We start from the raw sequence: 24,155 nt of genomic DNA, 5'->3' as shown, positions 1-24,155 counted from the left end.
TGTTCCACTTCTCTCACCGCGCGCGCAGCGCGTGCAGCAGTTCGGAGAGGTCCGGGGCATCGTCGAGGCGCTCGACCGCCGAGACGAGTTCCTCGGCGGCGCCGGCGCCGAGGGGGCCGACCAGGGCCACGGCCTTCGCCACGACCTCCTCGTGCGACATGGGGTTGACGGCGGAGCCCTTGGCGTTCGTCGGGTTGCCGGCCTCGAGGACGAGCGTGTCGCCGCTGGTCAGCTCGACCTCAAGCCGAGGACCGTCCTCGATCTGGATTCCGGGGTCGACCTCCATCGAGACCTTCGCGACCGCCTCCCGGATCCGCGGCTCGTCGAGTCGGAGCGGCTCGTACTCGTCCAATCCGAGGCGGCCACCGCACAGCGCCAGGCCGATGGCGTACGGCAGGCTGAACTGGGCGTCGAAGACGGTCTCGATGCGCTCGACCGACAGCATGTTGATCGCCGTCCTCCCCGCGACGACGCGGACACTGCGGACGTCCTCGGCGGTGATGGGACGGGCTGCCAGGAGAGCCATCACCGTGTCGATGGCAGAGTGACAGCCCCGGCAGCAGGCGTAGGGCTTGAGATAGGAACTGGCCACGTTGAAGTCCACGCCGAGGTCCTTCACCGCCACCTCGGGAAAGCCCTGCCCGCTGTTGTAGGTCGCGTAGATCCCACCCCAGTGCGCCTCGAACACGCGATGCGGACCGGTGATGCCCGCCCGCGCGAGGATCGCCGCGTCGACGCCGGTCTCCCCGGCCTTGCCGGGATGCAGCCGCTTGGTCATGGCACCGTCGTCCTTGAACGCCCAGATGCCGCCGGTGAAGGAGCCCGCGATGCCGAGGGCGTTGGTGAACCGCTCCGCGTCGAGGCCGAGGCACTTCGCTGCGGCGGCAGCAGCCGCGATGCTGCCCATGGTGCCGCTGGAGTGCCAGCCACGGTCGGTGTGCGCAGCGAACCCGCCCAGCGAGGCCAGCGCCCGGTAGCTGATGTCGTAACCCGCGATGGTCGCGGCGATCAGTGCCCGGCCCGTGCCCCCGACCGCCTCCGCGACGGCTATGGCGGCCGGCAGCACGGTGGAACCGCCGTGGCCCGGACCGCCACCGTCGTCAAAGTCGCGGGCGTGCGCCGACGTGCCGTTGGCGAGGGCGGCCTGCGCGGGAGCGAGGCGGATGCCGGTGCCCCACACCAAGCTCCCCGACGTGGTGTCCTGGATCTCGGCCAGGGCCTGGATGACGTTGCGCGCCTCCGGTGTCTGCTGGCCGTACATCGCGACGGCGAGGGTGTCGAGGATGTGGTCCTTGATGCCTGCGATCGCCTCGTCCGGGATGTCGCCGTACTGCAACCCGGCCCAGTGCGAGGCCAGGATCTCGGTGATCGATCTGCCCATGGTGCGCTTCCTTTCTCGATCCTCGAGGTCGCCTGCGGGCACTGCCGTCCGGCTCCCGCCCCGTGCGGAGCCGGTCGGCCGATGCCCGGGAAGGGGGCGTGCGGGTCCGACGGGCATGGCGGGCCCGGAGCGGCAGCCGCCGACCCGGGGCGCGGGTGCCGTGGCCGCTAGAGGGCGACGATCGGCTGTTCGTTGCCGAGGAGCAGCCGGCCGTACTGCTCGCGGCCGATCTCGGGGGTGACGAGCGCGTGCCGGCTCGCGGTCTCCGAGTCGCGCCACACCCGGTTCAGGACGTTGGCATCGGCGAAGGACCCGGCACCGTTGGCGGTCAGGAGGAGATCGATCTCCTCCTTCACCAACTCCGCGACGACGCCGGTGTCGTTGCGCAGGCGGGCGAGGGTCTCGGGCGCCGGCAGCTGCCGGGTGACCGCGGCGGTGTCAATGTCGAGACAGATCCGGGCAATGAGCAGCTCGGCGAGGTGGAGGTTGGTCGCTGCCCTGGCCACCGCCAGCTGGTGGGTCGGGGAGTCCTTCGCCGCGGAGTAGGCGGTGTAGGCCACCGGCTTGTCCGACAGTCTTTGGCGGGTCAGCTCCAGCGCGTGGCGTCCGAGCCCGATCTGGGGCGCCACCAGGATGGCGACCGCGACGGCGTTGAAGGGCAGGTTGGCGACGTGGTCGCCGGTGTAGGGGGACCGGAACCTGGAGGCGAACATGTCAGGGACGCGCTGGATGCGGTACTCCGGCACGAAGCTGTCCTTGACGACGACCGTGTCGCTGCCGGTGCCCTGCATGCCGGCCACGAACCAGGTGGGCTCGATGGTGAAGGCCTCCCGGGGCAGTTGGGCGAGGCCGGGCGTGCCGTCGGCGAGGGTGATGGTCAGGCTGGCCCAGTCGGCGGCGAACGAGCCGGACGCGTAGGGCCAGCGGCCGCTGACCCGGTAGCCGCCCTCCACCGGCTCGCTCCGGTCCCCCGGCGAGAAGATGCCGCAGATCCTGGGCCTCTTCCCGGCGCCGAAGAGGTCGTCCTGGGCCGGCTCGGACCAGGTGCTGGCGAAGCCGGTCCCGATCGCCATCAGCGCGGTCACCCAACCCGTGGACCCGTCGCCACGAGCGATCTCCGCGGTGGCTTCGATCGCCGTGCGCAGGGTGACACCGCCGCCGCCGAGGCGCTCGGGGACCATCATGTGGAACAGCCCGGCGTCCTCGAGGTGCGTGATGACCTCCGGCGCGATGCGTCGCGCCTCCGCGTTCCGGGCGGCGTGCTCACGGATCAGCGGCACGAGCGCTGTGGCGCGCGCCACCACGTCCGCGTCGGGGATCGAGATGTCGCCGACGGTCGGTAGCGCACTGGCCAGTGGTGGCATGGGAGCTCTCTCGTTCTCGGACCGGATGCCATCCCGTCGTGGTCGGACTCACAAGCAGGTGACCCAGCAAATATTGACGAGGGGACTCCGGCGGCACAACGCCAGGAACTTGACCGCTCCCATGCGCCTGGCGTATCAGCGCGTGCGTAGACGGGGACGGCAGGAGCTGCAGCCACCTGCCCGGGCGCCGGTACGGGGCCGGCGGCCGGCGACCCGACCGGTCAGGACGCGGGCTGACCGTCGAGGCGGGCGAGCCAGCTCCGCAGTGCCGTGACCACGCCGGCCGGGTCCTCGAGCGTCGACAGGTGACCCACGCCGTCGAGCACGGTGAGTTCGGCATGCGGCAGGCCGGCCGCGAGGTCCTCCCCCAGCGTGCGCGGTGTGATCGGGTCCGCGTCACCGACGATCACGATGGCAGGGACGTCGACGCGGGCCAGTTCCTCGGTGCGATCAGCACGGTTGAGGACGGCCGTCTGCTGGTCGCGGAACACGCGCGGGCCGAGATCACGTGCCATGGTCGCCGCGAGGGCGGTGACGTCGGGCCGGCGTGGGGCTACCGCAGCGGAGATGACCTGAACGGCACGGTCGAAGTCACCGGCATCGGCCATCTCGATGAGTTTCAGCGAGTTCTCGCGCCTGCTGGGTGGCGCCGCGATGGCGGAGGTGTTGAGCAGGGCGACGCCCCGGAGACGGCCGGTCCGCCGGAGCGCCAGGTCCAGGCACACGTAGCCGCCCATGGAGATGCCGGCCAGGTAGAACTCGCCGGGAGCGCGCGCCAGGATGTCGTCGGACATGGCCGCGATGGAGGCGCCCTCACCGCGGATGACGACGCAGTCGACGGCCTCCTGGAGCTGCTCGACGACCGGTTGCCAGAGTCTCTCGTCGGACCCGAGGGCGGGAACGAGCACCAGTGAGAGTCTCGCCACGTCGTGCTCCTCTCGATGTGGTGAAGAGGTCAGGACTCAGCGCCGTCGACGCTGAGGATGGCGCCGGTCGTGAAGCCGGCGTCCTCGGACACGAGGTAGGCGACGGCCGCGGCGACCTCCGTACCGGTGCCGGTACGCCCGGCAGGGATCGCGGCGCGAGTGGCCGTCTGGGCGGCCTCGGGAAGCGCTTCGAAGGTGTCGCGGATCCGGCCCTCGGTGGGCAGGATCAACCCTGGCGAGACGGCGTTGACCGTGATACCGGATCGCCCCAGGTCCTTCGCCAGCTGCTTGGTCAGCCCGTTGACTGCCGCCTTGGACGTCGCATACGGCAGGCGTGCGCCGACCGTTCCGGAGGGCCCGGCCTTGCCGTTGGCCACGGCCGAGGAGAAGTTGACGATCCTGCCGTAGCCGTGGCGCTCCATCAGCGGAACGGCCTGCCGGGCGCACAGGAATGCCGTGGTCACGTTGACGTCCACGACCCGACGCCAGATGTCGGCTGTGACATCGGCCAGGGACCGGATCACGTCCGTGCCGCTCCCGCCGGCGGTGTTGACCAGGACGTCGAGACGACCGAAGCGGTCGTCGAGCCGCCGGAAGGCATCGACCACCGCCGGCTCCTCGGTCAGATCGACGGCCACCGTCAGGGCCTCGACGCCGTGGACCTCGACCGCGGTCCGGGTCGTGGCCAGACCGCTCTCCCGAAGGTCGAGCAGGACCAGGTCGAAGCCGTCGGCCGCCAACCGGACGGCGATCTCGGCACCGAGCCCCTGAGCGGCCCCGGTGACCGCCGCTACGCGCCTGCGCACTCCAAGCTCCTCAGTCATCGCTGGTTTCGACACCCCCGTCGGACGGCGGCGGCTCAGCCGACGGGGCCCCAGAAGGTCTCCCCCGCGTAGGTGTCCGAGAGCGGCTCCAACGCCTCGGGCCAGACACCGGGGGTGACCTGACGGCGCTGGGCGGGCGCCCGGACGGCACCGTTCCAGCCGACTTGCTCCATGTAGTAGTAGAGCTGCAGGACGTGCCCCGCAGGATCGACGGCATGCACGACGTAGTCGATGCCGGGGTGGATCTCCTGCGGCAGGTCGATGAGCTTGACGCCCCGCTCCTCGAGGAACAACCGCGCCGCGCGGAGCTCGGAGTAGGAGCCGAGTTGGATGCCGAAGGACAGCAGCGTCGTCTCGCTGCTCACGCCGAGGGCCTCGCGCAGCCGGAGCGGGAACAGCGCGACGCTGTGGTGCTCGGTGTTGGTGCGCAGGAAGACCGCGCGGTGGCCCTGGACCTCGGTCTCCTCGCTCAGGACCAGGCCCAGGGTCTCGGTGTAGAAATCGATCGACTCCTCCACGTCCTCCACGAAGAGGCTCACCGGGCCCAGGCGTACCGGGGTGAACGGCCGCCCCAGGAGCACCCCGCCGACGTCGAAGGTCTTGTCCGACTCGTCGATCCACCGGTGACCGGAGTTCAGGTCGATCCCCTCGGCCACCGCCTCGACGACCTCGGTCGCCTCGGCCCTGTAGGGCAGCTCCGGGTGGTCGTGGCGCCAGGGCCACATCACCTGCGGTTTGCTCAGGCCGTCCCAGCCCACCTGCTCGATGCCGTACTCCAGCTCGTTGGTGTGGCCACTGGGGTCCGGGAAGTAGGTGTGCCAGTTCGACCCCGGATCGCGGCCGTACCGGTCGATATCCCGCCCCCGCGACTCGAGCCACCTGCGTGCCTCGACCACCTCCCGCAGGGAGCTCACCTGCCAGGTGATCTGGTTGACGGTGATGTCGTCGCGTGCCGGCTGCTCCATGTGCTCGATCCACGGCCGAGGCATCAGCACGAGGGTGTGGTGGTCGCTGTTGTGCCGCAGCATGTAGATCCGGGTGTCGGGCAGGCCGTCGTGCCACGGTCCCGGGTCGGTGACTGCCGTGTCGATGACCTCGGAGACCTTGAACCCGAGCAGGTCTCGGTAGAACGCCAGCGCCGCGCCGGTGTCCTGCACCGAGATGCCGAAGTGGTTGAGACGGCGAATCTTGAACGGGCGGTCGTAGAGCACACCGCCGACGTCGTACTTCGTGCTCATGGCTGGGCCTCTCAGCTGGGCTTGACTACTTCGTTGGTGAGGGAGCCGAGCAGCGTGGACGACACCTCGACCACGTCGCCCGGCCGGATGAAGCGGGACTCGTCGGGAAAGGTGCCGTCGTCGAGCCGCTTACTGGAGTCGACTGCAGTGCCCTTCGGTGTGCCTGAGAGGATCAGGTCGCCCGGGTACAGGGTCGTGTCCCGCGAGAGGAACGCGCCCAGAGCGGCGAAGCCGTGGATCATCGACCGCGTGTTCCCGCTCTGACGGAGCTCGCCGTTGACGCGGCACTCGATCGGGATGTCCTGGGGGTCGATGTCCCCGGCCACGACGATCCACGGCCCGAGCCCGGCCGCGGTGTCGAAGTTCTTCGAGTACTGGAAGTCCGGTCCGAAGGAGACGTTGTCCCGGACCGACCAGTCGTTGGCGAGGGTGTAGCCCCAGATGTGGGACCCGAAGTCCCTGCCGTCGAGGTCGCGCCCCGGCTTGCCGATGACCACGGCGATCTCGGCCTCGTAGTCGAGGAGGTTCGTGCGGGCCGGGTAGCGGACCTGGTCACCGTCGGTCGAGGCACACCGGGCGTCCTTCATGAAGTACTTCGGCCCCCCGGCCTGCAGCCGGTTCAGCGTCGACTGGGCGCCCGCGTCACCGGTGTTCTGCGCCGCCGCCTGCATGTGGTCGGCGAAGTTGGCGAGTGCGGCGAACATCCGCGACGCACCCTCGATCGGCGGGTGGAGGGTCACCTCGCTCAACCGGTGCCGCAGCGGCTCGCCGTCCACGCCGGTGGCTTCGTCCGGCTGCGCGGCCAGGTGGTCCAACGCGGCCCGGGCGCCCGCCAGGGCGGTCTCCCCCGCCTCGATGAACGCGTTGAGGGAGGTGGGCACGTCGGAGGGGCTGCCAGCGGCATCCGACCCGCCGAGGTAGCTCGCGTAGGCAGCACCGATGTCGACGAGCGAGTCGCCCTCGACGATGCCGACCCGGCGATCCGGTCCGAAGATTGCGACCTTCATGGTTCTCCTTGCTCGCTCTCTGTCGACGTCTGGGACGGAGGTGCTGTGGTGGCTCGGCCGGCGAGACCGGCCGGGCCACCGGCGTCAGTCGGTGCCGGGATCGCCGCCGACCTTGTCGAGGAACCGGCCGCCGGTCGGGGTGAGGCTGTAGATCGCCAGTCGCCGGATCCGGCCGTCGCGGACCGTGAAGAAGTCCGCGAGGGCGACCGTGGTGCCGCCGGTGTCGAGGTCGATCTCGACGGCGACGTCGTCGCCGTGGGTCACCAGGACCTTGGGCCGGGGGCGCATCGCGCCGGGCTTGAGACCGTTCTGGTACATCCGCCGGATCGCCTCTGATCCATGGAGGGTGCCCGCCGCGTTCTGCAGGGTCGCGTCCTCGGCGAACAGGGCCGCGACGGCATCGACGTCGCCGGCGGTGACCCCGGCGAAGTACGCCTCCACGATCTGCGTGGGAGAGCTCATCTGGCTGGCCCTCAGCCCTGCAGGTACTTGGCCGAGGCGTAGATCGACTTGTACTGCAGGTAGCCCTCGAGACCGACCTCGCCGCCGAGCTCGCGGCCGAGCCCCGACTCCTTATAGCCCCCGTAGGGGGCACCGATGTCGAGCAGGTAGTAGTTCAGGCCGACGGTGCCGGACCGGATCTGCCGGGCGACCTGCAGCGCACGGTCCTCGTCCGCGCTGTACACGACGGCGGCGAGACCGAAGTTCGTGTCGTTGGCGAGCTGGATCGCCTCGGCCTCGTCACCGAAGGGGATCACCGCGATGACCGGCCCGAAGACCTCCTCGCGCGCCAGCTTGTCGCTGTTGGCGACATCGGCGAACACGGTCGGCTCGACGAAGTAGCCCTGGTCGAGCCCGGCCGGCCGACCACCGCCGGCGACCAGGCGCGCGTCGGACGCCTTCGCCGCTTCGATGTAGCCCAGGACGCGGTCCAGCTGCCGCTGCGAGGCCATCGGACCGAGCGTGACGGATGGGTCCAACGGGTCGCCGATGGTGAAGTGCGAGCTCGCGTGGTCGGCCAGCGCGGCGACCACCTCGTCGTAGCGGGATCGCGCCACGAGGACGCGTGACTGCGTGGTGCACGTCTGGCTGCTGTTCAGGAAGGAGGCACCGTCGAGCGCGGCCACGAACGCCTGGACATCGCCGTCCTCGAGGAAGATGCCCGGCGACTTGCCGCCCAGCTCGAGGGTGACCGGGCGGATGAGCCGGCCGGCCTCGGCGCCGATCTGCCGGCCGGCCTCCGTGGAGCCGGTGAAGGCGATCTTGTCCACCAGGGGGTGTGACACGAGGGCTGCGCCGGCATCCCGGTCGCCCACCACGACGTTGAGCACGCCGTCGGGGAGCCCCGCCTCCTGGGCGGCCTCTGCCCAGACGTAGGGGTCGAGCGACGTCTCGGGCGAGGGCTTGAGGACGACGGTGTTCCCAGCGGCCAGCGCGGGCGCGATCTTGAAAGCGGCCAGGGCCTGCGGGAAGTTCCACGGGACGATCGCGGCCACCACGCCGAGGGGTTCCCGCCGCACGATCGTGGACCCGACCATGCTGGGCTGCGGCCGCTCGAGGACCAGGTTCTCGATGACGTCGGCATAGATCCGCAGCAGTGCCCCGGGGAGCATGCCGTTGACCTGCTGCGAGAAGCCGATCGGCATGCCGTTCTGACGGCTGACGAGGGTGGACGTCCCCTCCCCGCGGCTTTCCAGGGCATCGGCGAGCCGACGCAGGGCCGCGGCGCGCTCAGCCGGCGTGGTGCGCCCCCACGGCCCGAGGTCGAACGCTCGTCGCGCGGCTCGCACGGCGGTGTCGATGTCCGCCTCACCACCGAGCGCTGCAGCACCGATGACCCGGCCGGTCGCTGCCTCCGTCTGGTCGTGGATGCGCCCGGCGATCGGGTCGACCCAGGCGCCGTCGATGAAGAACCGGGTGCGGTCCAGGCTGCTGGGTCGCTCGACGGTGAGGGACATGTCATCTCCTTGGTAGCGACGGCGTCGCCAGGGGTGGTCGGTCTTCCACGAGTTGCGAGGGATGTCGGCGACGGGGGGCGCCGGGCCGGGCTCGGCGGGTGCAGAACGAGACGCCCATCACCGTCCTGCCAGCGTCACGGTTCGCCGTGCCCCGGACAACGCCATGAAGTTCCGTGCCTCCATGCAGGAGACGCATGACTCCCGGCTCGTCGGGCCGGCCGGCCACGAGCTCTCCGTCGACCGGGCCGCTCCGGGGCGGGAGGGGGCCCTCAGACGGCCAGGAGCGACGGGCTCTCGAGGGTCTTGGTGAAGGAGAGGACCTCGGCGGCCAGGTCGGGGTCGCGGGACAGCCGGCGGAACATCTCGAGGTCGCGCTCGAGCTTCGCGGGGTCGGCGGAGTGGAAGATCAGACGCTTGTTCGCCGAAGCGCGGGGACTCGCCTTCTCGAGGAAAGCCGCCCGGCGCAGATGGGCATAGGTGTCGAGGATGCTCTCGTCGGCCCGCCCGTGAGCCACGGCTCCCAGGGTCTCGATCAGCGCGTAGGAGTCGAACAGGCCCATGGTGAGCCCCAGGCCGCCACAGGGGTTCGTGGCGTGGGCGGCGTCACCCGCCAGCAGGACGCGACCGGCCCGATACGTCGAGGCGCTGCGCTGGTGCATGCGGTACGGCGAGACGGCTTCCACCTGGACCTGCCGCGCGACGTCATCGCCGAAGACGTTGGCCAGGAAGTGCGGAAGTCGCGCCCCGACGCTCTCGACGGGCAGCTCGGCGTCCTCCATGTACGTGTACCGCCACAGTCCGTGGTCGCCCGACTCGTCGATCTTGGCGATGATCGCACCGAACACGTCATCGACGTAGAAGGTGGACTGAGCCCAGCCCGCCCTGTCGTCGGGAAAGCGGACGTTGGTGGCGACGAAGCGTTCCGGCCACGTCATCCCGTGGAAGCCGAGATCCAAGGCGCCACGGACCCGCGAGCCTGCGCCGTCGGCGCCGACCACCCAGCGAGCCCGGACCGATCTCTCCCCAGCCTCACCGCCCAGCCTCAGTTCGACAGCGGCCTCGTCCTGGACGACGGCGGTGACCTCGCTGCCCCACCGGAACTCGACGTTGGGCAGGGCCTCCAGCCTGGCCAGGACGACCTTGGCGAGAGACCCCTGCCCGAGGTGGAGGTTGTGGGGATGCTTGACGCGGCCCTCGAGCGCCTTGAGGCGGTACGGGATGATCTCGCCCGTCCTGCGGATCCGGTAGGCGTAGTCCTGCTTCAGGAAGCCTGCCCGCACAGCGTCGTCGTAGAGGTCGAGCCGCTCCAGTCCGTCGAGGGTCGACCAGTGGTAGACGACGGCACGCGGGGCGTCCTGCAGTTCGGAGAAGCGCTCGACGACCGTGACCTCGATGCCCTGCTGCGCGAGTCCGAGCGCGGTCACCAGCCCGGTGGGCCCGGCCCCGACGATCACGACCTGTCGCTCATCCTGCACTTCACTCCTCCTCCAGATCGACGTTCGCCATGTCGCCGACCCGGATCAACGGTGGCGGAGAACTGCTGCGCTGGCCAATGACGCCCGTTCGGCGACTCCATGCGCTGGGCGCATGGCGGCATCCACCACGCATCCGGCGGGCGCGGTCAAACGTGTCCGCGCTCGGCACGCGCCTCGGGCAGGCCGGAGCGGTGCGACCGGGTCAGGCCCGCAGTCGGTCCTCCTGGGCGTCCACGAGCACCAGGAGGAGGTCGCCGGCCTCCACCTGCTGGACCCGCCCGACGGCGACCCGTCGCACCACGCCTGCCACGGGTGCGGTGATGGCGGCGTCCATCTTCATCGCCTCGATCATGGCGACGGTCTGACCGACCTCGACGGGGTCGTCCTCGCTGACCGCGAGGGTGACGACCCCGGCGAACGGGGCACCCACGTGTCCCCGATCGCGGCGGTCTGCCTTCTCGGCGGTGGGAACGCGGGCATCGACGGACCGGTCGCGAACCGTGACCGGTCGCAGCTGCCCGTTCAGCGTGCACATGACGGTGCGCATGCCCCGGTCGTCCGGGTCGCCGATGGCCTCGACCCCCAGGAGCAGGGTGACCCCGGGTTCGAGGTCGACGGGGTGCTCGTCACCGGGGCGCAGGCCGTACAGGAACTCCTCGGTCGGCAGGACCGAGACGTCGCCGTAGGTCGCGACGTGGGCCTCGTAGTCCTCGTTCGGAGCGGGGAACAGCAGCCGGTTCAGGGTGGCCCGGGGGTGTTCCGACAGGGCCGCGACGTCGTCCCGGGTCAGCTTCGCGGGAGGCCTGGCCGGCCGGCGTCCCATCAGCGCCTGGCTGCGGAGGGGTTCGGGCCATCCCCCGGGGGGGTCGCCGAGCTCGCCACGCAGAAAACCGATCACCGAGTCGGGTAGGTCGTGCGCGGAGGGGTCGGCCGCGAAGTCGGCGACCGTGACGCCGGAGCCGACCAGCTGCAGGGCCAGGTCGCCCACGACCTTCGAGCTCGGGGTGACCTTGACCAGGCGGCCGAGCAGCCGGTCGGCAGCGGCGTAGGCGTCCTCGACCTCCTCGAAACGCTGACCCAGACCGAGGGCGATGGCCTGCTGGCGGAGGTTGGACAGCTGCCCACCGGGGATCTCGTGGGCGTACACGCGCCCGGTCGGCGCGGGCAGGCCGGACTCGAACGGCGCGTAGACCCGGCGGACCGCCTCCCAGTAGGGCTCGAGGTCGTTGACCGCGGCCAGGTCCAGGCCGGTGGCCCGGTCGGTGTGGTCGGTGGCTGCGACGATCGCCGACAGCGACGGCTGGCTCGTGCTGCCCGCCATGGCGGCCACCGCCCCGTCGACGGCATCGACGCCGGCCTGCCACGCCGACAGCAGCGTGGCCAGCTGTCCCCCGCCGGTGTCGTGCGTGTGCAGGTGCACCGGCAGGTCGAAGCGCTCCCGCAGCGCCCGGACCAGACGACCGGCAGCCGGCGGCCGGAGCAGGCCGGCCATGTCCTTGATCGCGAGCACGTGCGCACCGGCGTCGACGATCTGCTCGGCCAGCCGCAGGTAGTAGTCCAGCGTGTAGAGGTCCTCACCCGGGTCGCTGAGGTCGCCGGTGTAGCACAGCGCCACCTCGGCCACCGCCGTCCCGGTCTCCCGCACGGCATCGATGGCCGGGTGCATCTGTCCTACGTCGTTGAGCGCGTCGAAGATGCGGAAGACGTCGATGCCGGTGCGGGCGGCCTCGGCGACGAAGGCGTCGGTCACCGTCTCCGGGTAGGGCGTGTAGCCGACCGTGTTGCGGCCGCGCAGGAGCATCTGCAGACAGATGTTGGGCACGGCCTCGCGCAGCGCGGCCAGCCGCTGCCACGGGTCCTCGTGCAGAAAGCGCAAGGCCACGTCGTACGTCGCCCCGCCCCAGCACTCCAGACTCAGCAACTGGGGCGTCGTCCGCGCCTGGACGGGTGCGACGACCAGCATGTCCTTCGTCCGCATCCGGGTTGCCAGCAGTGACTGGTGCGCATCCCGGAAGGTCGTGTCGGTGACCGCCAGCGCCCGCTGGCCACGCAGCTCCGCGGCGAATGCCTCAGGTCCCAGGGCGAGCAGTCGCTGCCGCGAGCCCTCCGGTGGCGCGCTCGTGCGGTCCACTGCGGGCAGCTTGTCCACCGGGTCGACCAGGCGCGGCCGCTCACCGTGCGGCCGGTTGACGGTCACGTCGGCCAGGTAGCTCAACAACCTGGTACCACGGTCGGCCGAACTGCGGGCGGACAGCAGCTGCGGCCGCCGCTCGATGAACGACGTCGTCACCCGCCCCGCCCGGAAGTCGGGATCCTCCAGCACTGCCGCCAGGAACGGGATGTTCGTGGCCACACCGCGGATGCGGAACTCCGCCACCGCTCGCCGTGCCCGCGCCACCGCCGTCTCGAGGTCCCGTCCCCGGCAGGTGAGCTTGACCAGCAGCGAGTCGAAGTGTGCCTCCACGAGCCCGCCCAGCGACGCGCCGCCGTCCAGCCGGACCCCGGCACCTCCCGGGGAGCGGTAGGTGGTGATCCGGCCGGTGTCCGGGCGGAAGCCGTTGGCCGGGTCCTCGGTGGTGATCCGGCATTGGAGCGCGGCGCCGCGCAGGATGATCGACTCCTGCGTCAGGCCCAGATCGGGCAGCGTCTCCCCCGCCGCGATCCGCAGCTGTGCGGAAACCAGGTCGATGTCGGTCACCTCCTCGGTGACGGTGTGCTCGACCTGGATCCGGGGGTTCATCTCGATGAACACGTGCCTGCCGTCGGCGTCGACCAGGAACTCCACCGTGCCGGCGTTGACGTAGCCGATGGATCGGGCGAAGGCCACGGCATCCGCGCAGATCCGTGCCCGCAGGGCCGGATCCAGGTTCGGCGCCGGCGCCAACTCGATCACCTTCTGGTGGCGCCGCTGTAACGAGCAGTCGCGCTCGAACAGGTGCACCACGTTCCCCGCCGCGTCGGCCAGGATCTGCACCTCGATGTGACGCGGTTCCACCACAGCCTGCTCCACGAACACCGTCGGGTCGCCGAAAGCGGACTCCGCCTCGCGCATGGCCGCCTGCACCGCACCGGGCAGGTCCGCAGGCTCGTGCACCCGCCGCATCCCCCGGCCCCCGCCGCCCGCGACGGCCTTGACGAACACGGGGAACGGGATGACGTTCGCGGCGGCCACGACCGTGCTCAGGTCCGCACTCGGCTCGGTCGAGGCCAACACCGGCAGTCCCGCGTCCCGGGCTGCCGCGATCGCCCGCGCCTTGTTCCCGGTCAGCTCCAGCACGGCGGCCGGAGGACCCACGAAGGCGATACCCGCCCGCGCGCACGCCTCGGCCAGCTCCGGGTTCTCCGACAGGAACCCGTATCCGGGATAGACCGCATCCGCGCCCGCACGCCGCGCCGCGCCGACGATCTCCTCGACCGACAGATACGCCCGTACCGGATGACCGAGTTCACCGATCCGGTGGCTCTCGTCGGCCTTCAGCCGGTGCACCGAGTTGCGGTCCTCCCAGGGGAACACGGCCACCGTGCCCCCACCCAGCTCGTAAGCAGCCCGGAACGCCCGCACCGCGATCTCACCACGATTGGCCACCAGCACCTTCCGGAACGGCGACGGCCGGGGGCTCCTGGACCGCCGCATCATGCCTGCGCTCGCAGGTTGGGAGACGGCAAGGCGCATCGGGCGCCGGACGACCCGACCGAGCGAGCGAGGGTCGTTCGCCCACGGTCCGGGGGCGCATTGCGTGACTGGGAGGTACGGATGATCGAACTCCATGGATCAGGACGCCGCCGTCAGCGGCTGTCACGTCTGACGCGACACGGGCGACGCCCGGTGGCCGCGTGGCGGAAGCCCGAGGATGGCGGGCGCTCTCCCGGCCGCAGCATCCTGGCGTACCGCGCAGCGCCCGGAGAACGGCACGTAGTTCGAGCTCGTCATGCACCCGACGCATGGAGTGCCGACCGCGACGTCTCATGCGTCGGGTGCATAGCAGGTCCGAAGATTCCGGTCTGGTCACCGTGCGACCCGGAACCGCATCCTCAGCTCCTCGTGACGCCAGTCACGCGACCGCAGAGGAGAGAGATGTCCCTCGCCCACGAGCGACCCCACGACTTCGAAGGCCCGATCCGGGAACCGCAGACCCACTGCAGCCCGAGCCCTCGACGGGACGCGACCCGGAGCGCCTCATGACCCGGGTGGCCATCAGCGGCGCCTCGGGCGACCTCGGGCGCCGGGTCACCCGACTGCTCGTGAGCGAGGCTCCCGACCTCGAGCTGACCCTCGTGACCCGGACACCGGGGCAACTCGCCGACCGTTCGGAGCAGGGCATGCGCGTGATCCGCGGCGACTACCAGGACCGGGCATCGCTCGACGAGGCGTACCGCGGTGCGGACATCCTGTTCCTGATCAGCGGGCTGAACCTGGGCCGGCGCATCTCCGAGCACCGCAACGCCATCGCGGCGGCGGAAGCGGCAGGCGTCCGCCACATCGTCTACACCTCGGTCGGCGGCGGCGAGCAGCCAAACAATCCCGCCCTGTCCGCCAAGGACCACTACCAAAGCGAGCAGGATCTCCGGGCTTCGGGCATGGCGTACACATTCCTGCGCAATCACCTGTACGCGGAGATCGTCAGCAACATCTGGATCGCCCCGGCAGCCGCCAGTGGTCGCCTGGAGATGGCGACGGGACACGGCTCGCTGTCCCCCGTGGCGAAGCGAGACGTCGCCGCGAGCGCTGCTGCGGTGCTCCGTGAACCTGACCGGCACGCCGGCGCCGTCTACGAGATCACCGGGCCCGAACTCCTGAGCATGGAAGAGATCGTGCGCATCGGCTCCGACGTGTACGGGGTGCCGATCGCCTACCAGCCGGTCACGGAGGAGGAACGGCTGGCGTTCTTCGACAGCGTCGGGCTCCCTCGCACCTACGACCCGGATCTACCGCCCAGTGCGGAGGGGCACCGGTGGGCCAGCGACGAGCTGGTGTCCGCGGACCTGGCGGTCGCGGGCGGCCACCAGGCGCTGCTGTCCCGGCACGTGGAGCAGCTGACCGGGCGGGCGCCCGAGGCGCTGCGGTCGGTCATGGAGCGGGTCAAGTCGGTGCGATACGACCAGATCGACGAACTGGTCTGACGCCTCGCCCCGTGGACACCGAGGCCGCTCCAGACCGGCGACCGCGTCGTTCGCCATCGACCGGCCCGTCCAGTCCCCGGGCAGCACAACCCAGTCGTCGCGCCCATCCGGGCGGTCGACGATCCCGAACGACCAGAGAGGTACATCGACCATGAGCGACAACGGCGTCACTGGGACCGCGCTGGGCACGGCGATCGCGGAGGTGGACGGCATGCCGGCTCCTCCGGATGCGCGGTCGGGCTCCGTCGGTGCGGGACTGCCCGGTCCGGCGACCGTGCGGGACGTCCCGGCTTATCCCGACGTCCCGACGTATCTGAACATCCTGGGCGGCCTGCACATCTGGGAAGGCGACGGCTGGAAGCAGGAATCCCTGTCGTGGAAGACGACCGCGTACCTCGCGTCGAACCTGAGTGGATTGCCGGAGTTCACGTTCAGCGGTCCGCATGCACAAGAGTTCCTGTCCCGGCTGAGCATCAACAACGTCCACCGCTGGCCGGTGGGCACGTCGAAGCACCTCGTGATGCTCGACGACCGCGGCTACATCGCCAACCACGGCCTGACCGTGCGGGACAGCGAGGACTCCTTCCGGCACATGGCTGCGATGCCGTGGCCGTTGTACAAGGCCCCGTCCCTCGGGCTGGACGTCGAGATCGGCCTGCGGGACATCTTCCTCTTCCAGGTCGCGGGACCGACGTCTGTGCAGGTCCTCGAGCGGCTCCTCGGACAGCCGCTCCGCGGACTGGCGTTCCTGGGGGTGCAGCGCGTCGCCATCCCGGGGATCGACGCGTCGGTGGAGATCGAGCTGTCCCGGATCGGCATGGCCGGCACCCTGGCCTATGAACTGCGTGGGCCACTCGAGCACGGCCCGGCGGTCTTCGATGCCGTGTTCCAGGCCGGCAAGGACTTCGGACTGAAGCGACTCGGCTGGCGCACCTACGTGGTGAACCACACCGAGGGGGGTTTTCCCCAGCAGGGGTGCACGTTCCTCCCGGCGGCCTTCGCCGACCCGGGCTTCGTGTCCCACCCGGTCTTCGGGGCTGCGCTCCCGCCCGGGCAGACCGGAGGTGCACTGCGGGGGAGCATCGACCCGACGGACATGGACGCGCGGCTGCGGACGCCGTTCGAGGTCAACTGGGGGTGGATGGCCAAGTTCGACCACGACTTCATAGGCCGTGCGGCCCTGGAGGCCGAGGCCGCTGACCCCCGCCGCAAGACCGTGGTGCTGCGGTGGAACAAGGAGGACGTCGTCGACGTCTTTGCCTCGCAGTTCGAGCCCGGTCAGGAGTACAAGCACTTCGAGTTCCCGACCACGCCCCAGTCACCGGCCGGGGACCACGCCGACCTGGTGACCAAGGACGGCCGGCCGGTCGGCGTGTCTTCGGTCGCGGTGTACTCCTACCACTACCGCGAGATGCTCTCGCACTCGACGATCGACCTGGAGCACGCCGCGATCGGTACCGAGGTCGTCGTGCACTGGGGAGACCACGGCGGGCGGATCAAGCCCATCCGCGCCACGGTCGAGCGGTTCCCCTACCTGGACATGGCGAGCAACAAGGACTTCGACATCGACGCGATCCCGTCCGGAGTCGCGGCCGAGTAGTCCACCACGGACGCACCGAGCACGCCCCCTCGATGAGGACGGCGGCCCCGCCCCGGAGCCCCCTCAGCTCGCTGAGCCTGCATCGAGGTCGGGGTCGTCCGTCGGTGCGTCCGTGGACACGGCCGACGCGACAGCCGAGGGATATCGGCTCCCCCCCCCCGCTCCGCAGACACATGCCCGGCCCCTGCCGGGAGCCCATCCGGGAGGACTCATGACCGCGCTGGCCACCACCGCCACCGCGCTGCCACGCGCGACGCCCGCCGCTCGGCACGACACCGACCACGGCCGACTGCTCATCCAGTGCCCCGACCGGCCCGGGGTGGTCTCGGCGGTGAGCACTTTCCTCACCGCAGCCGGTGCGAACATCGTCGCCCTGGACCAGTTCTCCACTGCCGAGGAGGGCGGGGAGTTCTTCCAGCGCACCGAGCTCCACCTGCCCGGCCTGGCCGCCGCCCGCGACCAGCTGGAACGGTCCTTCGCCACGCAGGTCGCAGAAGAGTTCGGCATGACCTTCCGGCTCACCCAGGCCGACATCCCCAAGCGGGTCGCGATCATGGTCTCCAAGACCGACCACTGCGTGCTGGACCTGCTGTGGCGTCACCGCCGCGGTGAACTGGACATGACCATCGCGATGGTCATCTCCAACCATCCCGACCTGGCCGATGCCGTACGCCCGTTCGGGGTGCCCTACTTCCACATCCCGGCCACCCGGGACAACCGGGCCGAGGCCGAGGCCCGGATCCTCGATCTGCTGCGCGGCAACGTCGACCTGGTCGTGCTGGCCCGCTACATGCAGATCATCACTCCGGAGTTCCTGGACCGGGTGGGGTGTCCGCTGATCAACATCCACCACTCGTTTCTCCCCGCCTTCATCGGCGCCGGACCGTACCAGAAGGCCAAGGACCGCGGGGTGAAGCTCATCGGCGCCACGGCCCACTACGTGACCGCCGACCTCGACGAGGGCCCGATCATCGAGCAGGACGTCGTCCGCGTCGATCACCGGCACACCACCGCCGATCTGGTACGCCTGGGCGCCGACGTCGAGCGTGCCGTGCTCTCCCGCGCCGTGCGCTGGCACCTCGAGGACCGCGTCGCCGTCCACGGCAACACCAGCGTCGTCTTCTGAGGTCGCCGTGCCCGCGCAGATGATCGACGGCACCGGCATCGCCCGGCAGGTCCGCGAGGACGTCGCCACGGGCGTCGCCGGACTCGTCGCCGCAGGGGGCACCGCCCCCGGTCTAGCCACCGTGCTGATCGGGGACGACCCGGCGAGCGAGGTCTACGTGCGCAACAAGCGCCGGGCGTGCACCGCCGCCGGCATGGCCGACCTGCACCGCCACCTGCCCGCCGACATCTCCCAGAGGCAGGCGGCAGAGCTGATCGACGACCTGGCGGCCGACCCCGCTGTGTCGGGCATCCTGCTCCAGTTGCCCACACCTGGCCACCTGGACTCCGAGGCGCTGCTGGCGCGCATCCCCGCGGACAAGGACGTCGACGGGCTGACCACGGCCAACGCCGGTCTGCTTGCCCAGGGCCGGCCCGGGTTGCGCCCTTGTACCCCGTCGGGGGTCATGGCGCTCCTCGACCGGCACGACGTCGCGCTCTCCGGCGCCGAGGCCGTCGTCGTCGGCCGCTCGGTGCTCGTCGGCAGACCCATGGCCCAGCTGCTGCTCGAACGCAACGCCACGGTCACGGTCGCCCACTCCCGCACCCGCGACCTCGCCGAGGTGACCCGCCGCGCCGACGTCCTCGTCGTCGCGGCCGGTATCCCGGGCCTCATCGGCCCGGAGGCGGTGAAGCCCGATGCCACCGTCATCGACGTCGGCATCCACCGCGGCGACGACGGGCTGCGCGGCGACGTGGACACCGCCGCGGTCGCGGAGGTGGCCGCGCGCATCACGCCCGTCCCCGGCGGAGTCGGGCCCATGACCATCGCCCTGCTCCTGGCCAACACGCTCACCGCCGCCCGGCGCCAGCAGGGACTGGAAGCCCTGCAGTGACGCTGACGGCGCCCACCGTCGGCACACCGGCCCGCGGAGCGGGCGTCGACCGCTGCCGGGTGATGGGCATTCTCAACGTGACGCCCGATTCCTTCTCCGAAGGTGGCCGCTACGACGACACCGCCCGGGCCGTCACCCACGGGCTGGACATGGCCGCTCGAGGCGCCGACCTCGTCGACGTCGGCGGCGAATCGACCCGCCCCGGAGCGGGGCGGGTCCCGGTGGACGAGGAGCTGCGCCGCGTGCTGCCCGTGGTGGGGGAGCTGTCCCGCTCGGGGGTCGCGGTGAGCGTCGACACCACACGCGCGCGAGTCGCCGAGGCGGCGATCGCCGCCGGCGCCGTCGTCGTGAACGACGTCAGCGGTGGACTGGCCGACCCGGCGATGGCCTCGGTGGTTGCGGGGACCGGCGTCCCGTGGGTCCTCATGCACTGGCGGGGGCACAGCAGGGAGATGTACGCCGCCGCCTACTACGACGACGTCGTCGACGAGGTCCGGCGTGAGCTGCTGGCCCGGGTGGACGACGCGGTGGCCGCTGGGGTGGCACCCGACCAGCTCGTGATCGACCCGGGCCTCGGCTTCGCCAAGCACCCGCCGCACGACCTCGCCCTGCTGGCCGGTCTGCACTCGCTCGTCGGGCTCGGGCTGCCGGTGCTCGTCGGCGCCTCCCGGAAACGCTTCCTCGGCGCCGTGCTCGCCGACTCCGACGAACTCTTCCCCGACCCCGCCCGGCGTGACGCGGCGACCCTGGCCACGACCGTCCTCGCGGCGCGCGCCGGGGCCTGGGCGGTCCGCGTGCACGACGTGGCGGGGAACGTCGACGCCGTCCGGACGCTCAACGCCGTACTCCGTGCCGAGGTCGAACATCGGCGTCCGTCCGCGGCCGGTGCTGAGGCGTCCATCCCTTGACCGCGGATGCACGAGATCCGCCCGCCGCCTGCACCGTCGTAGTCGGACCACAGCGAAGACGATGACCCTCGGTGTCGACATCCCTGTGGTCGGATGCTGCTGCCATCCCTGCGTAGGTCGAACAGTAGAGCACCGTACGTCGATCCAGGTCTGACCGAGCGCGGGCAGAGCGACGCGAGAGACGCCCCGCCCCCGTAGGTACTCCGCGTATAGGTCCCATCAGGCCGAACCCAGGTTGATGCAGTCTCCGACCGCTCAGCCAGGATCTCGACTGGTTGCCCGGTGGCCTGCGCGATGGTTCGCGCCGTCGGGGCATCCGGAGCCGTAAGGACAGCTTCGCTCGGGGCCTCCGGTGCAGGCGTGCTCGGTGTCACAGGGGCCGCCGGCAGATCCGACGCCATGACGGCATTGCTTTACTCAGCCGCCAGACACGTCGACCATCGCCGGCGAGGTTGGCCGCCCCGACCGGGGCCTCGAACTCCGGAGGGGGAGGACATCGCGAGGTGCCCTGTCGACCGCTGTCCCCCACATTCGACTCCGGCGGCGACCCCGGCGGCAGGGCACGCGCCCGGCGCACCGGACGCAGAACACGTCAGAGGCGAGCCGACTCGTTCGTCGACCCGCCTCTGACCTGCGGTTCTACGTCGGGCTGACAGGATTTGAACCTGCGACCCCTTGACCCCCAGTCAAGTGCGCTACCAAGCTGCGCTACAGCCCGAGCGTCAGGCGGCTCGCACCGCCCGATCGCTGCAGGAGCAGGTTACCGCACCCGCTCCGGCGCTCCGACGACCGGTCAGCCCTTGCGCCGGTCGCTGTCCCGGCCCTCGCGCACCTTGACCGAGATGTCGATCGGCGTGCCGCCGAAACCCCACCGCTCGCGCAGCTTGCGCTCCAGGAACCGGCGGTAGCCGGCCTCGAGGAAGCCGGTGGAGAAGACGACGAACCGCGGCGGCCGGATGTCGGCCTGGGTCACGTACTTGATCTTGGGGGCGCGCCCCCCGCGGGCCGGCGGGGGCGTCTCCTGCACCAGCTGGCGCACGTAGGCGTTCAGCTCGGCGGTCGGGATGCGCATCTCCCACGAGGCCAGCGCCTCGCGCAGGTGGTCGGCGAGCTTGCCGACCCCGCGGCCGGTGGCGGCGGAGATGTTGACCCGGCTGGCCCACTTGACCCGGGCGAGGTCGCGCTCGATCTCGCGCTCCAGCTGGGCGTGCCGGTCCTCGTCGAGGGTGTCCCACTTGTTGATCGCGATGACCAGCGCGCGGCCGGCCTCGATCACCTGGGTGATCACCCGCTGGTCCTGCTCGCTGATCACCTCGTCGGCGGCGAGCAGGACGACGGCGACCTCGGCGGCCTGGATGGCGGCCTCGGTGCGCAGGCTGGCGTAGTACTCGGTGCCGCTGGCGGTGTTGACCTTGCGGCGCAGCCCGGCGGTGTCGACGAACCGCCAGTCCTCCCCGCCCAGGTGCACGATCGAGTCGACCGGGTCGACGGTGGTGCCGGCGACGGAGTCGACCACCGACCGCTCGTCCTTGGCCAGCCGGTTGAGCAGGCTGGACTTCCCGACGTTGGGCCGGCCGACCAGCGCCACCCGGCGCGGGCCGCCCTCCTCCTCCTGCTCGCGCGGCGCCTCCGGCAGCGCGTCGAGCACCAGGTCCAGCAGGTCACCGCTGCCGCGGCCGTGCAGCGCGCTGACCGGCTGCGGCTCGCCCAGGCCCAGCGACCACAGCTCCGCGGCGTTGGCCTCGCTGCGCTCGTCGTCGACCTTGTTGGCCACCACGATGACCGGCCGGTCGCTGCGCCGCAGGATGCGGGCGGCGGCCAGGTCGGTGTCGGTGGCTCCCACCGAGCTGTCGACGACGAACACGATGACGTCGGCGGTCTTCATCGCGAACTCGGCCTGCCGGCTGATCGACGCGCCCAGGCCCGAGGCCTTGGGGTCCCAGCCGCCGGTGTCGGTGACGGTGAAGCGCTTGCCGTTCCACAGCGCCTCGTAGGAGATCCGGTCGCGCGTGACGCCCGGGATGTCCTGCACGACGGCGGCGCGGCGGCCGATGATCCGGTTGACCAGCGTCGACTTGCCCACGTTCGGCCGGCCGACGATCGCCACGACGGGCAGTGGCCCGCCGGTGCCCTCGCTCATGAGCTCTCCCCCACCCCGACCGCCGAGCAGGCCAGCGCGACGACGCGGTCGACGACGGCCTCCCGGTCCAGATCGGTGCTGTCGACGACGACCGCGTCGGCCGCCGGGCGCAGCGGGCTGTCGGCCCGGCTGCTGTCGTACTCGTCGCGCCGCCGCAGGTCCGCGGCGAGCGCGGCCACCTCGGCGGGGTCGCTGACGCCCAGCTGGGCGGCCCGGCGCTGGGCGCGGGCCTCCGGCGCGGCGGTCAGGTAGATCTTGCAGGTCGCCTCGGGGAGGACGACGGTGCCGATGTCGCGCCCCTCGACGACGACGGCGTCGGCCGCGGCCACCAGCGCGCGCTGCTGGTCGACCAGCTGGCGGCGCACGGCGGGCACCGCCGAGACCGCGGACACCGCCCGCGTCACCTCGGCGCCGCGGATGCGCACCGCGACGTCCACCCCGTCGACCTGCACGACCTCGGTGTCGGCCGCCGTCCCGACCTCGATCCGCGCCGCACCGACCACCCGGGCCACCATCTCGGCGTCCTCGGGGTCGGCACCGGCGTCGAGCACGGCGACGGTGGCGGCGCGGTACATCGCGCCGGTGTCGAGGTAGGCCGCGCCCAGCCGGGTCGCCACCGCCCGGGCGACGCTGGACTTGCCCGTGCCCGACGGCCCGTCGAGGGTCACCTGCCCCCGGAAACCGGTCACCGGGCCGCTCACTGCGCGATGTCCCGGCGCAGCGCGACCGCACCCCGCAGGTACACGTGCGCCACCTCGTCACGGGGGCGGTCGGTCTCCACGTGCGCCATGAGCCGCAGCACCCGCGGCAGCGCGTGCGGCACGTCGATCTCCGTGGCGCACATCAGCGGCACGGTGCCCAGGCCCAGCTCGCGGGCGGCCAGCGCCGGGAACTCCGAGACCAGGTCGGGAGTGGCCGTGAACAGGATGCTGATGATGTCGTCGGCGGTCAGGCCGTTGCGCTCCATGACCGTGCTGACCAGCTCGCGCGTGGCGTCGAGCACCTGCTCCCGGTCGTCGGCGTCCACCTGCGTCGCACCCCGGATGGCTCGGACGGCCATGCACACTCCTCGTTCGGAACCCGGCTCCCGGGTCGCCGGGGCCTGGTCGAGTCTAGGTTCGGGACGGCGACCCGCCGCGGCCGCCGCCCGATTCCCGTCTGCCGAGGAGGCCGCGTGCCCGTCCGTCCCACCGGAGAGCAGTACGTGCTCCGCCGTCCCGGCGCCGAGGTGACCGTCGTCGAGGTCGGCGGCGGGCTGCGCGGCTACACCGCCGGCGGCCGGGACCTGCTCGACGGTTTCGCCGAGGACGAGACGGCCGACGACGGTCGCGGCCACCTGCTGGCGCCCTGGCCGAACCGGGTGCGCGACGGCGTCTACACCTGGGACGGCGCGCAGCACCAGCTCGCGCTCACCGAGCCGGCCAAGGGCACCGCGATCCACGGTCTGGTGCGCCACGTCGCCTGGACCGTGTTCGACCGCTCGGACGACGCGATCACCCTCGGCCACCTCCTGCACCCCCAGCCGGGCTATCCGTTCCCGCTGCGGCTGCAGGTCGGCTACCGGCTGGACGAGCAGGGGCTCACCGTCACCACCACGGCCACCAACGAGGGCGACGTCCCGCTGCCCTACGGGGAGGGCTGGCACCCCTACCTGGCCGCCGGCCCGGGCGCGCACGTCGACGACTGCTGGCTGGTCGCCCCCGGCGGCACCCGACTGGCCGCCGACGAGCGCGGCATCCCGACCGGCACCGAGCCGGTCGAGGGCACCGCCTACGACCTGCGGGCCGGCCGGACGATCGGCGACCTCGTGGTCGACGCGGCGTTCACCGACCTCGAGCGGGACGAGGACGGCCGGGCGTGGGTGCGCCTGACCGGCCCCGACGGCCGCGGCGCCGCCGTCTGGATGGACGCCGGCTACGGCTACCTGCAGCTCTACACCGGCGACACGATCCCCGGCGACCGGCGCCGGCGCGGGCTGGCCGTGGAGCCGATGACCTGCCCGCCCAACGCGCTGGCCACCGGCGAGGCGCTGGTGCGACTGGAGCCCGGGCAGTCGGTCACCCGCACCTGGGGCATCGAGCCGCTCGGCTGACGGCGCGTCCCCCGCGAGGCATAGGAGGCTTGTGGGGGGGGGGGGGGGGGGGGGGGGGGGCGGGGCCGCGGGGCCCCCCCCCCCTCCCCCGCGCGGCCGGGCGGCCGCGGTGGGGCGCCCC

General features: G+C 71.5%; 19 protein-coding genes and 1 tRNA gene. 6 read left to right on the top strand and 14 right to left on the bottom strand.

Going from position 1 to position 24,155, the window contains the following annotated elements; all coding sequences use genetic code 11:
* Positions 1-13 precede the first annotated feature (13 nt).
* The 10 genes from ACI79R_RS05550 to ACI79R_RS05505 all read right to left on the bottom strand — a co-directional run bounded on the left by ACI79R_RS05550 (position 14) and on the right by ACI79R_RS05505 (position 13,759).
* Entirely contained in the window at positions 14-1,381 is a 1,368-nt protein-coding gene (locus ACI79R_RS05550; RefSeq protein ID WP_456572581.1) for an MmgE/PrpD family protein, read from the bottom strand.
* Positions 1,382-1,548: 167 nt separating this feature from the next.
* Positions 1,549-2,745 carry an acyl-CoA dehydrogenase family protein gene (locus ACI79R_RS05545; RefSeq protein WP_456572580.1) on the bottom strand — a complete coding sequence of 399 codons (1,197 nt, stop codon included), beginning with the start codon at positions 2,743-2,745 and terminating at the stop codon, positions 1,549-1,551.
* A 221-nt stretch (positions 2,746-2,966) separates the two neighbouring features.
* Positions 2,967-3,653, bottom strand: a complete 687-nt coding sequence (locus ACI79R_RS05540) for an alpha/beta fold hydrolase (RefSeq protein ID WP_456572579.1) — start codon at positions 3,651-3,653, stop codon at positions 2,967-2,969.
* A 47-nt stretch (positions 3,654-3,700) separates the two neighbouring features.
* The gene (locus tag ACI79R_RS05535; protein WP_456572578.1) at positions 3,701-4,477 is read right to left on the bottom strand and encodes an SDR family NAD(P)-dependent oxidoreductase; all 777 of its coding nucleotides are present in this window, start codon (positions 4,475-4,477) and stop codon (positions 3,701-3,703) included.
* Positions 4,478-4,530: 53 nt separating this feature from the next.
* A complete protein-coding gene (locus ACI79R_RS05530; RefSeq protein WP_456572577.1) occupies positions 4,531-5,733 on the bottom strand; it encodes a VOC family protein in 1,203 nt (400 codons plus the stop codon).
* Between the two features lie 11 nt (positions 5,734-5,744).
* On the bottom strand, positions 5,745-6,740 hold the full coding sequence (locus tag ACI79R_RS05525) for a fumarylacetoacetate hydrolase family protein (protein ID WP_456572576.1): 996 nt from the start codon (positions 6,738-6,740) through the stop codon (positions 5,745-5,747).
* Between the two features lie 84 nt (positions 6,741-6,824).
* Positions 6,825-7,202: a nuclear transport factor 2 family protein gene (locus ACI79R_RS05520; protein WP_456572575.1), complete on the bottom strand. Its 378-nt coding sequence runs from the start codon at positions 7,200-7,202 to the stop codon at positions 6,825-6,827.
* An 11-nt stretch (positions 7,203-7,213) separates the two neighbouring features.
* Positions 7,214-8,698 carry an aldehyde dehydrogenase gene (locus ACI79R_RS05515; RefSeq protein WP_456572574.1) on the bottom strand — a complete coding sequence of 495 codons (1,485 nt, stop codon included), beginning with the start codon at positions 8,696-8,698 and terminating at the stop codon, positions 7,214-7,216.
* A 269-nt stretch (positions 8,699-8,967) separates the two neighbouring features.
* Positions 8,968-10,173, bottom strand: a complete 1,206-nt coding sequence (locus ACI79R_RS05510; RefSeq protein WP_456572573.1) for an FAD-dependent oxidoreductase — start codon at positions 10,171-10,173, stop codon at positions 8,968-8,970.
* A 202-nt stretch (positions 10,174-10,375) separates the two neighbouring features.
* A complete protein-coding gene (locus ACI79R_RS05505) occupies positions 10,376-13,759 on the bottom strand; it encodes a pyruvate carboxylase (protein ID WP_456572572.1) in 3,384 nt (1,127 codons plus the stop codon).
* A gap of 593 nt (positions 13,760-14,352) precedes the next feature.
* Here ACI79R_RS05505 and ACI79R_RS05500 point away from each other — a divergent pair.
* From ACI79R_RS05500 to folP, 5 genes are all read left to right on the top strand, one after another.
* A complete protein-coding gene (locus tag ACI79R_RS05500; protein WP_456572571.1) occupies positions 14,353-15,294 on the top strand; it encodes an SDR family oxidoreductase in 942 nt (313 codons plus the stop codon).
* A 151-nt stretch (positions 15,295-15,445) separates the two neighbouring features.
* The gene (locus ACI79R_RS05495) at positions 15,446-16,894 is read left to right on the top strand and encodes a hypothetical protein (RefSeq protein ID WP_456572570.1); all 1,449 of its coding nucleotides are present in this window, start codon (positions 15,446-15,448) and stop codon (positions 16,892-16,894) included.
* Between the two features lie 211 nt (positions 16,895-17,105).
* Positions 17,106-18,020 carry a formyltetrahydrofolate deformylase gene (gene purU / locus ACI79R_RS05490; RefSeq protein ID WP_456572569.1) on the top strand — a complete coding sequence of 305 codons (915 nt, stop codon included), beginning with the start codon at positions 17,106-17,108 and terminating at the stop codon, positions 18,018-18,020.
* 7 nt (positions 18,021-18,027) lie between these two features.
* The gene (gene folD, locus ACI79R_RS05485) at positions 18,028-18,894 is read left to right on the top strand and encodes a bifunctional methylenetetrahydrofolate dehydrogenase/methenyltetrahydrofolate cyclohydrolase FolD (protein WP_456572568.1); all 867 of its coding nucleotides are present in this window, start codon (positions 18,028-18,030) and stop codon (positions 18,892-18,894) included.
* The gene (gene folP / locus ACI79R_RS05480; protein WP_456572567.1) at positions 18,891-19,802 is read left to right on the top strand and encodes a dihydropteroate synthase; all 912 of its coding nucleotides are present in this window, start codon (positions 18,891-18,893) and stop codon (positions 19,800-19,802) included. The genes folD and folP overlap by 4 nt, the downstream gene beginning before the upstream one ends.
* Positions 19,803-20,446: 644 nt before the next feature.
* Here the strand turns inward: folP and ACI79R_RS05475 are convergent.
* From ACI79R_RS05475 to aroH, 4 genes are all read right to left on the bottom strand, one after another.
* Positions 20,447-20,520, bottom strand: a tRNA-Pro gene (locus tag ACI79R_RS05475).
* A 75-nt stretch (positions 20,521-20,595) separates the two neighbouring features.
* A complete protein-coding gene (der, locus tag ACI79R_RS05470; protein WP_456572566.1) occupies positions 20,596-21,942 on the bottom strand; it encodes a ribosome biogenesis GTPase Der in 1,347 nt (448 codons plus the stop codon).
* The gene (cmk, locus tag ACI79R_RS05465; RefSeq protein ID WP_456572565.1) at positions 21,939-22,631 is read right to left on the bottom strand and encodes a (d)CMP kinase; all 693 of its coding nucleotides are present in this window, start codon (positions 22,629-22,631) and stop codon (positions 21,939-21,941) included. The genes der and cmk overlap by 4 nt, the downstream gene beginning before the upstream one ends.
* An 8-nt stretch (positions 22,632-22,639) precedes the next feature.
* Positions 22,640-23,002: a chorismate mutase gene (aroH, locus tag ACI79R_RS05460; RefSeq protein WP_456572564.1), complete on the bottom strand. Its 363-nt coding sequence runs from the start codon at positions 23,000-23,002 to the stop codon at positions 22,640-22,642.
* Positions 23,003-23,116: 114 nt separating this feature from the next.
* Here aroH and ACI79R_RS05455 point away from each other — a divergent pair, with 114 nt between their 5' ends.
* A complete protein-coding gene (locus ACI79R_RS05455; protein WP_456572563.1) occupies positions 23,117-24,034 on the top strand; it encodes an aldose 1-epimerase family protein in 918 nt (305 codons plus the stop codon).
* The last annotated feature ends 121 nt before the right edge of the window (positions 24,035-24,155 follow it).

It is taken from the genome of Blastococcus sp. SYSU D00820 (assembly GCF_054050695.1).
Note: the sequence above shows the minus strand (reverse complement) of the source record. Positions and strands in the feature narration are given on the sequence as shown.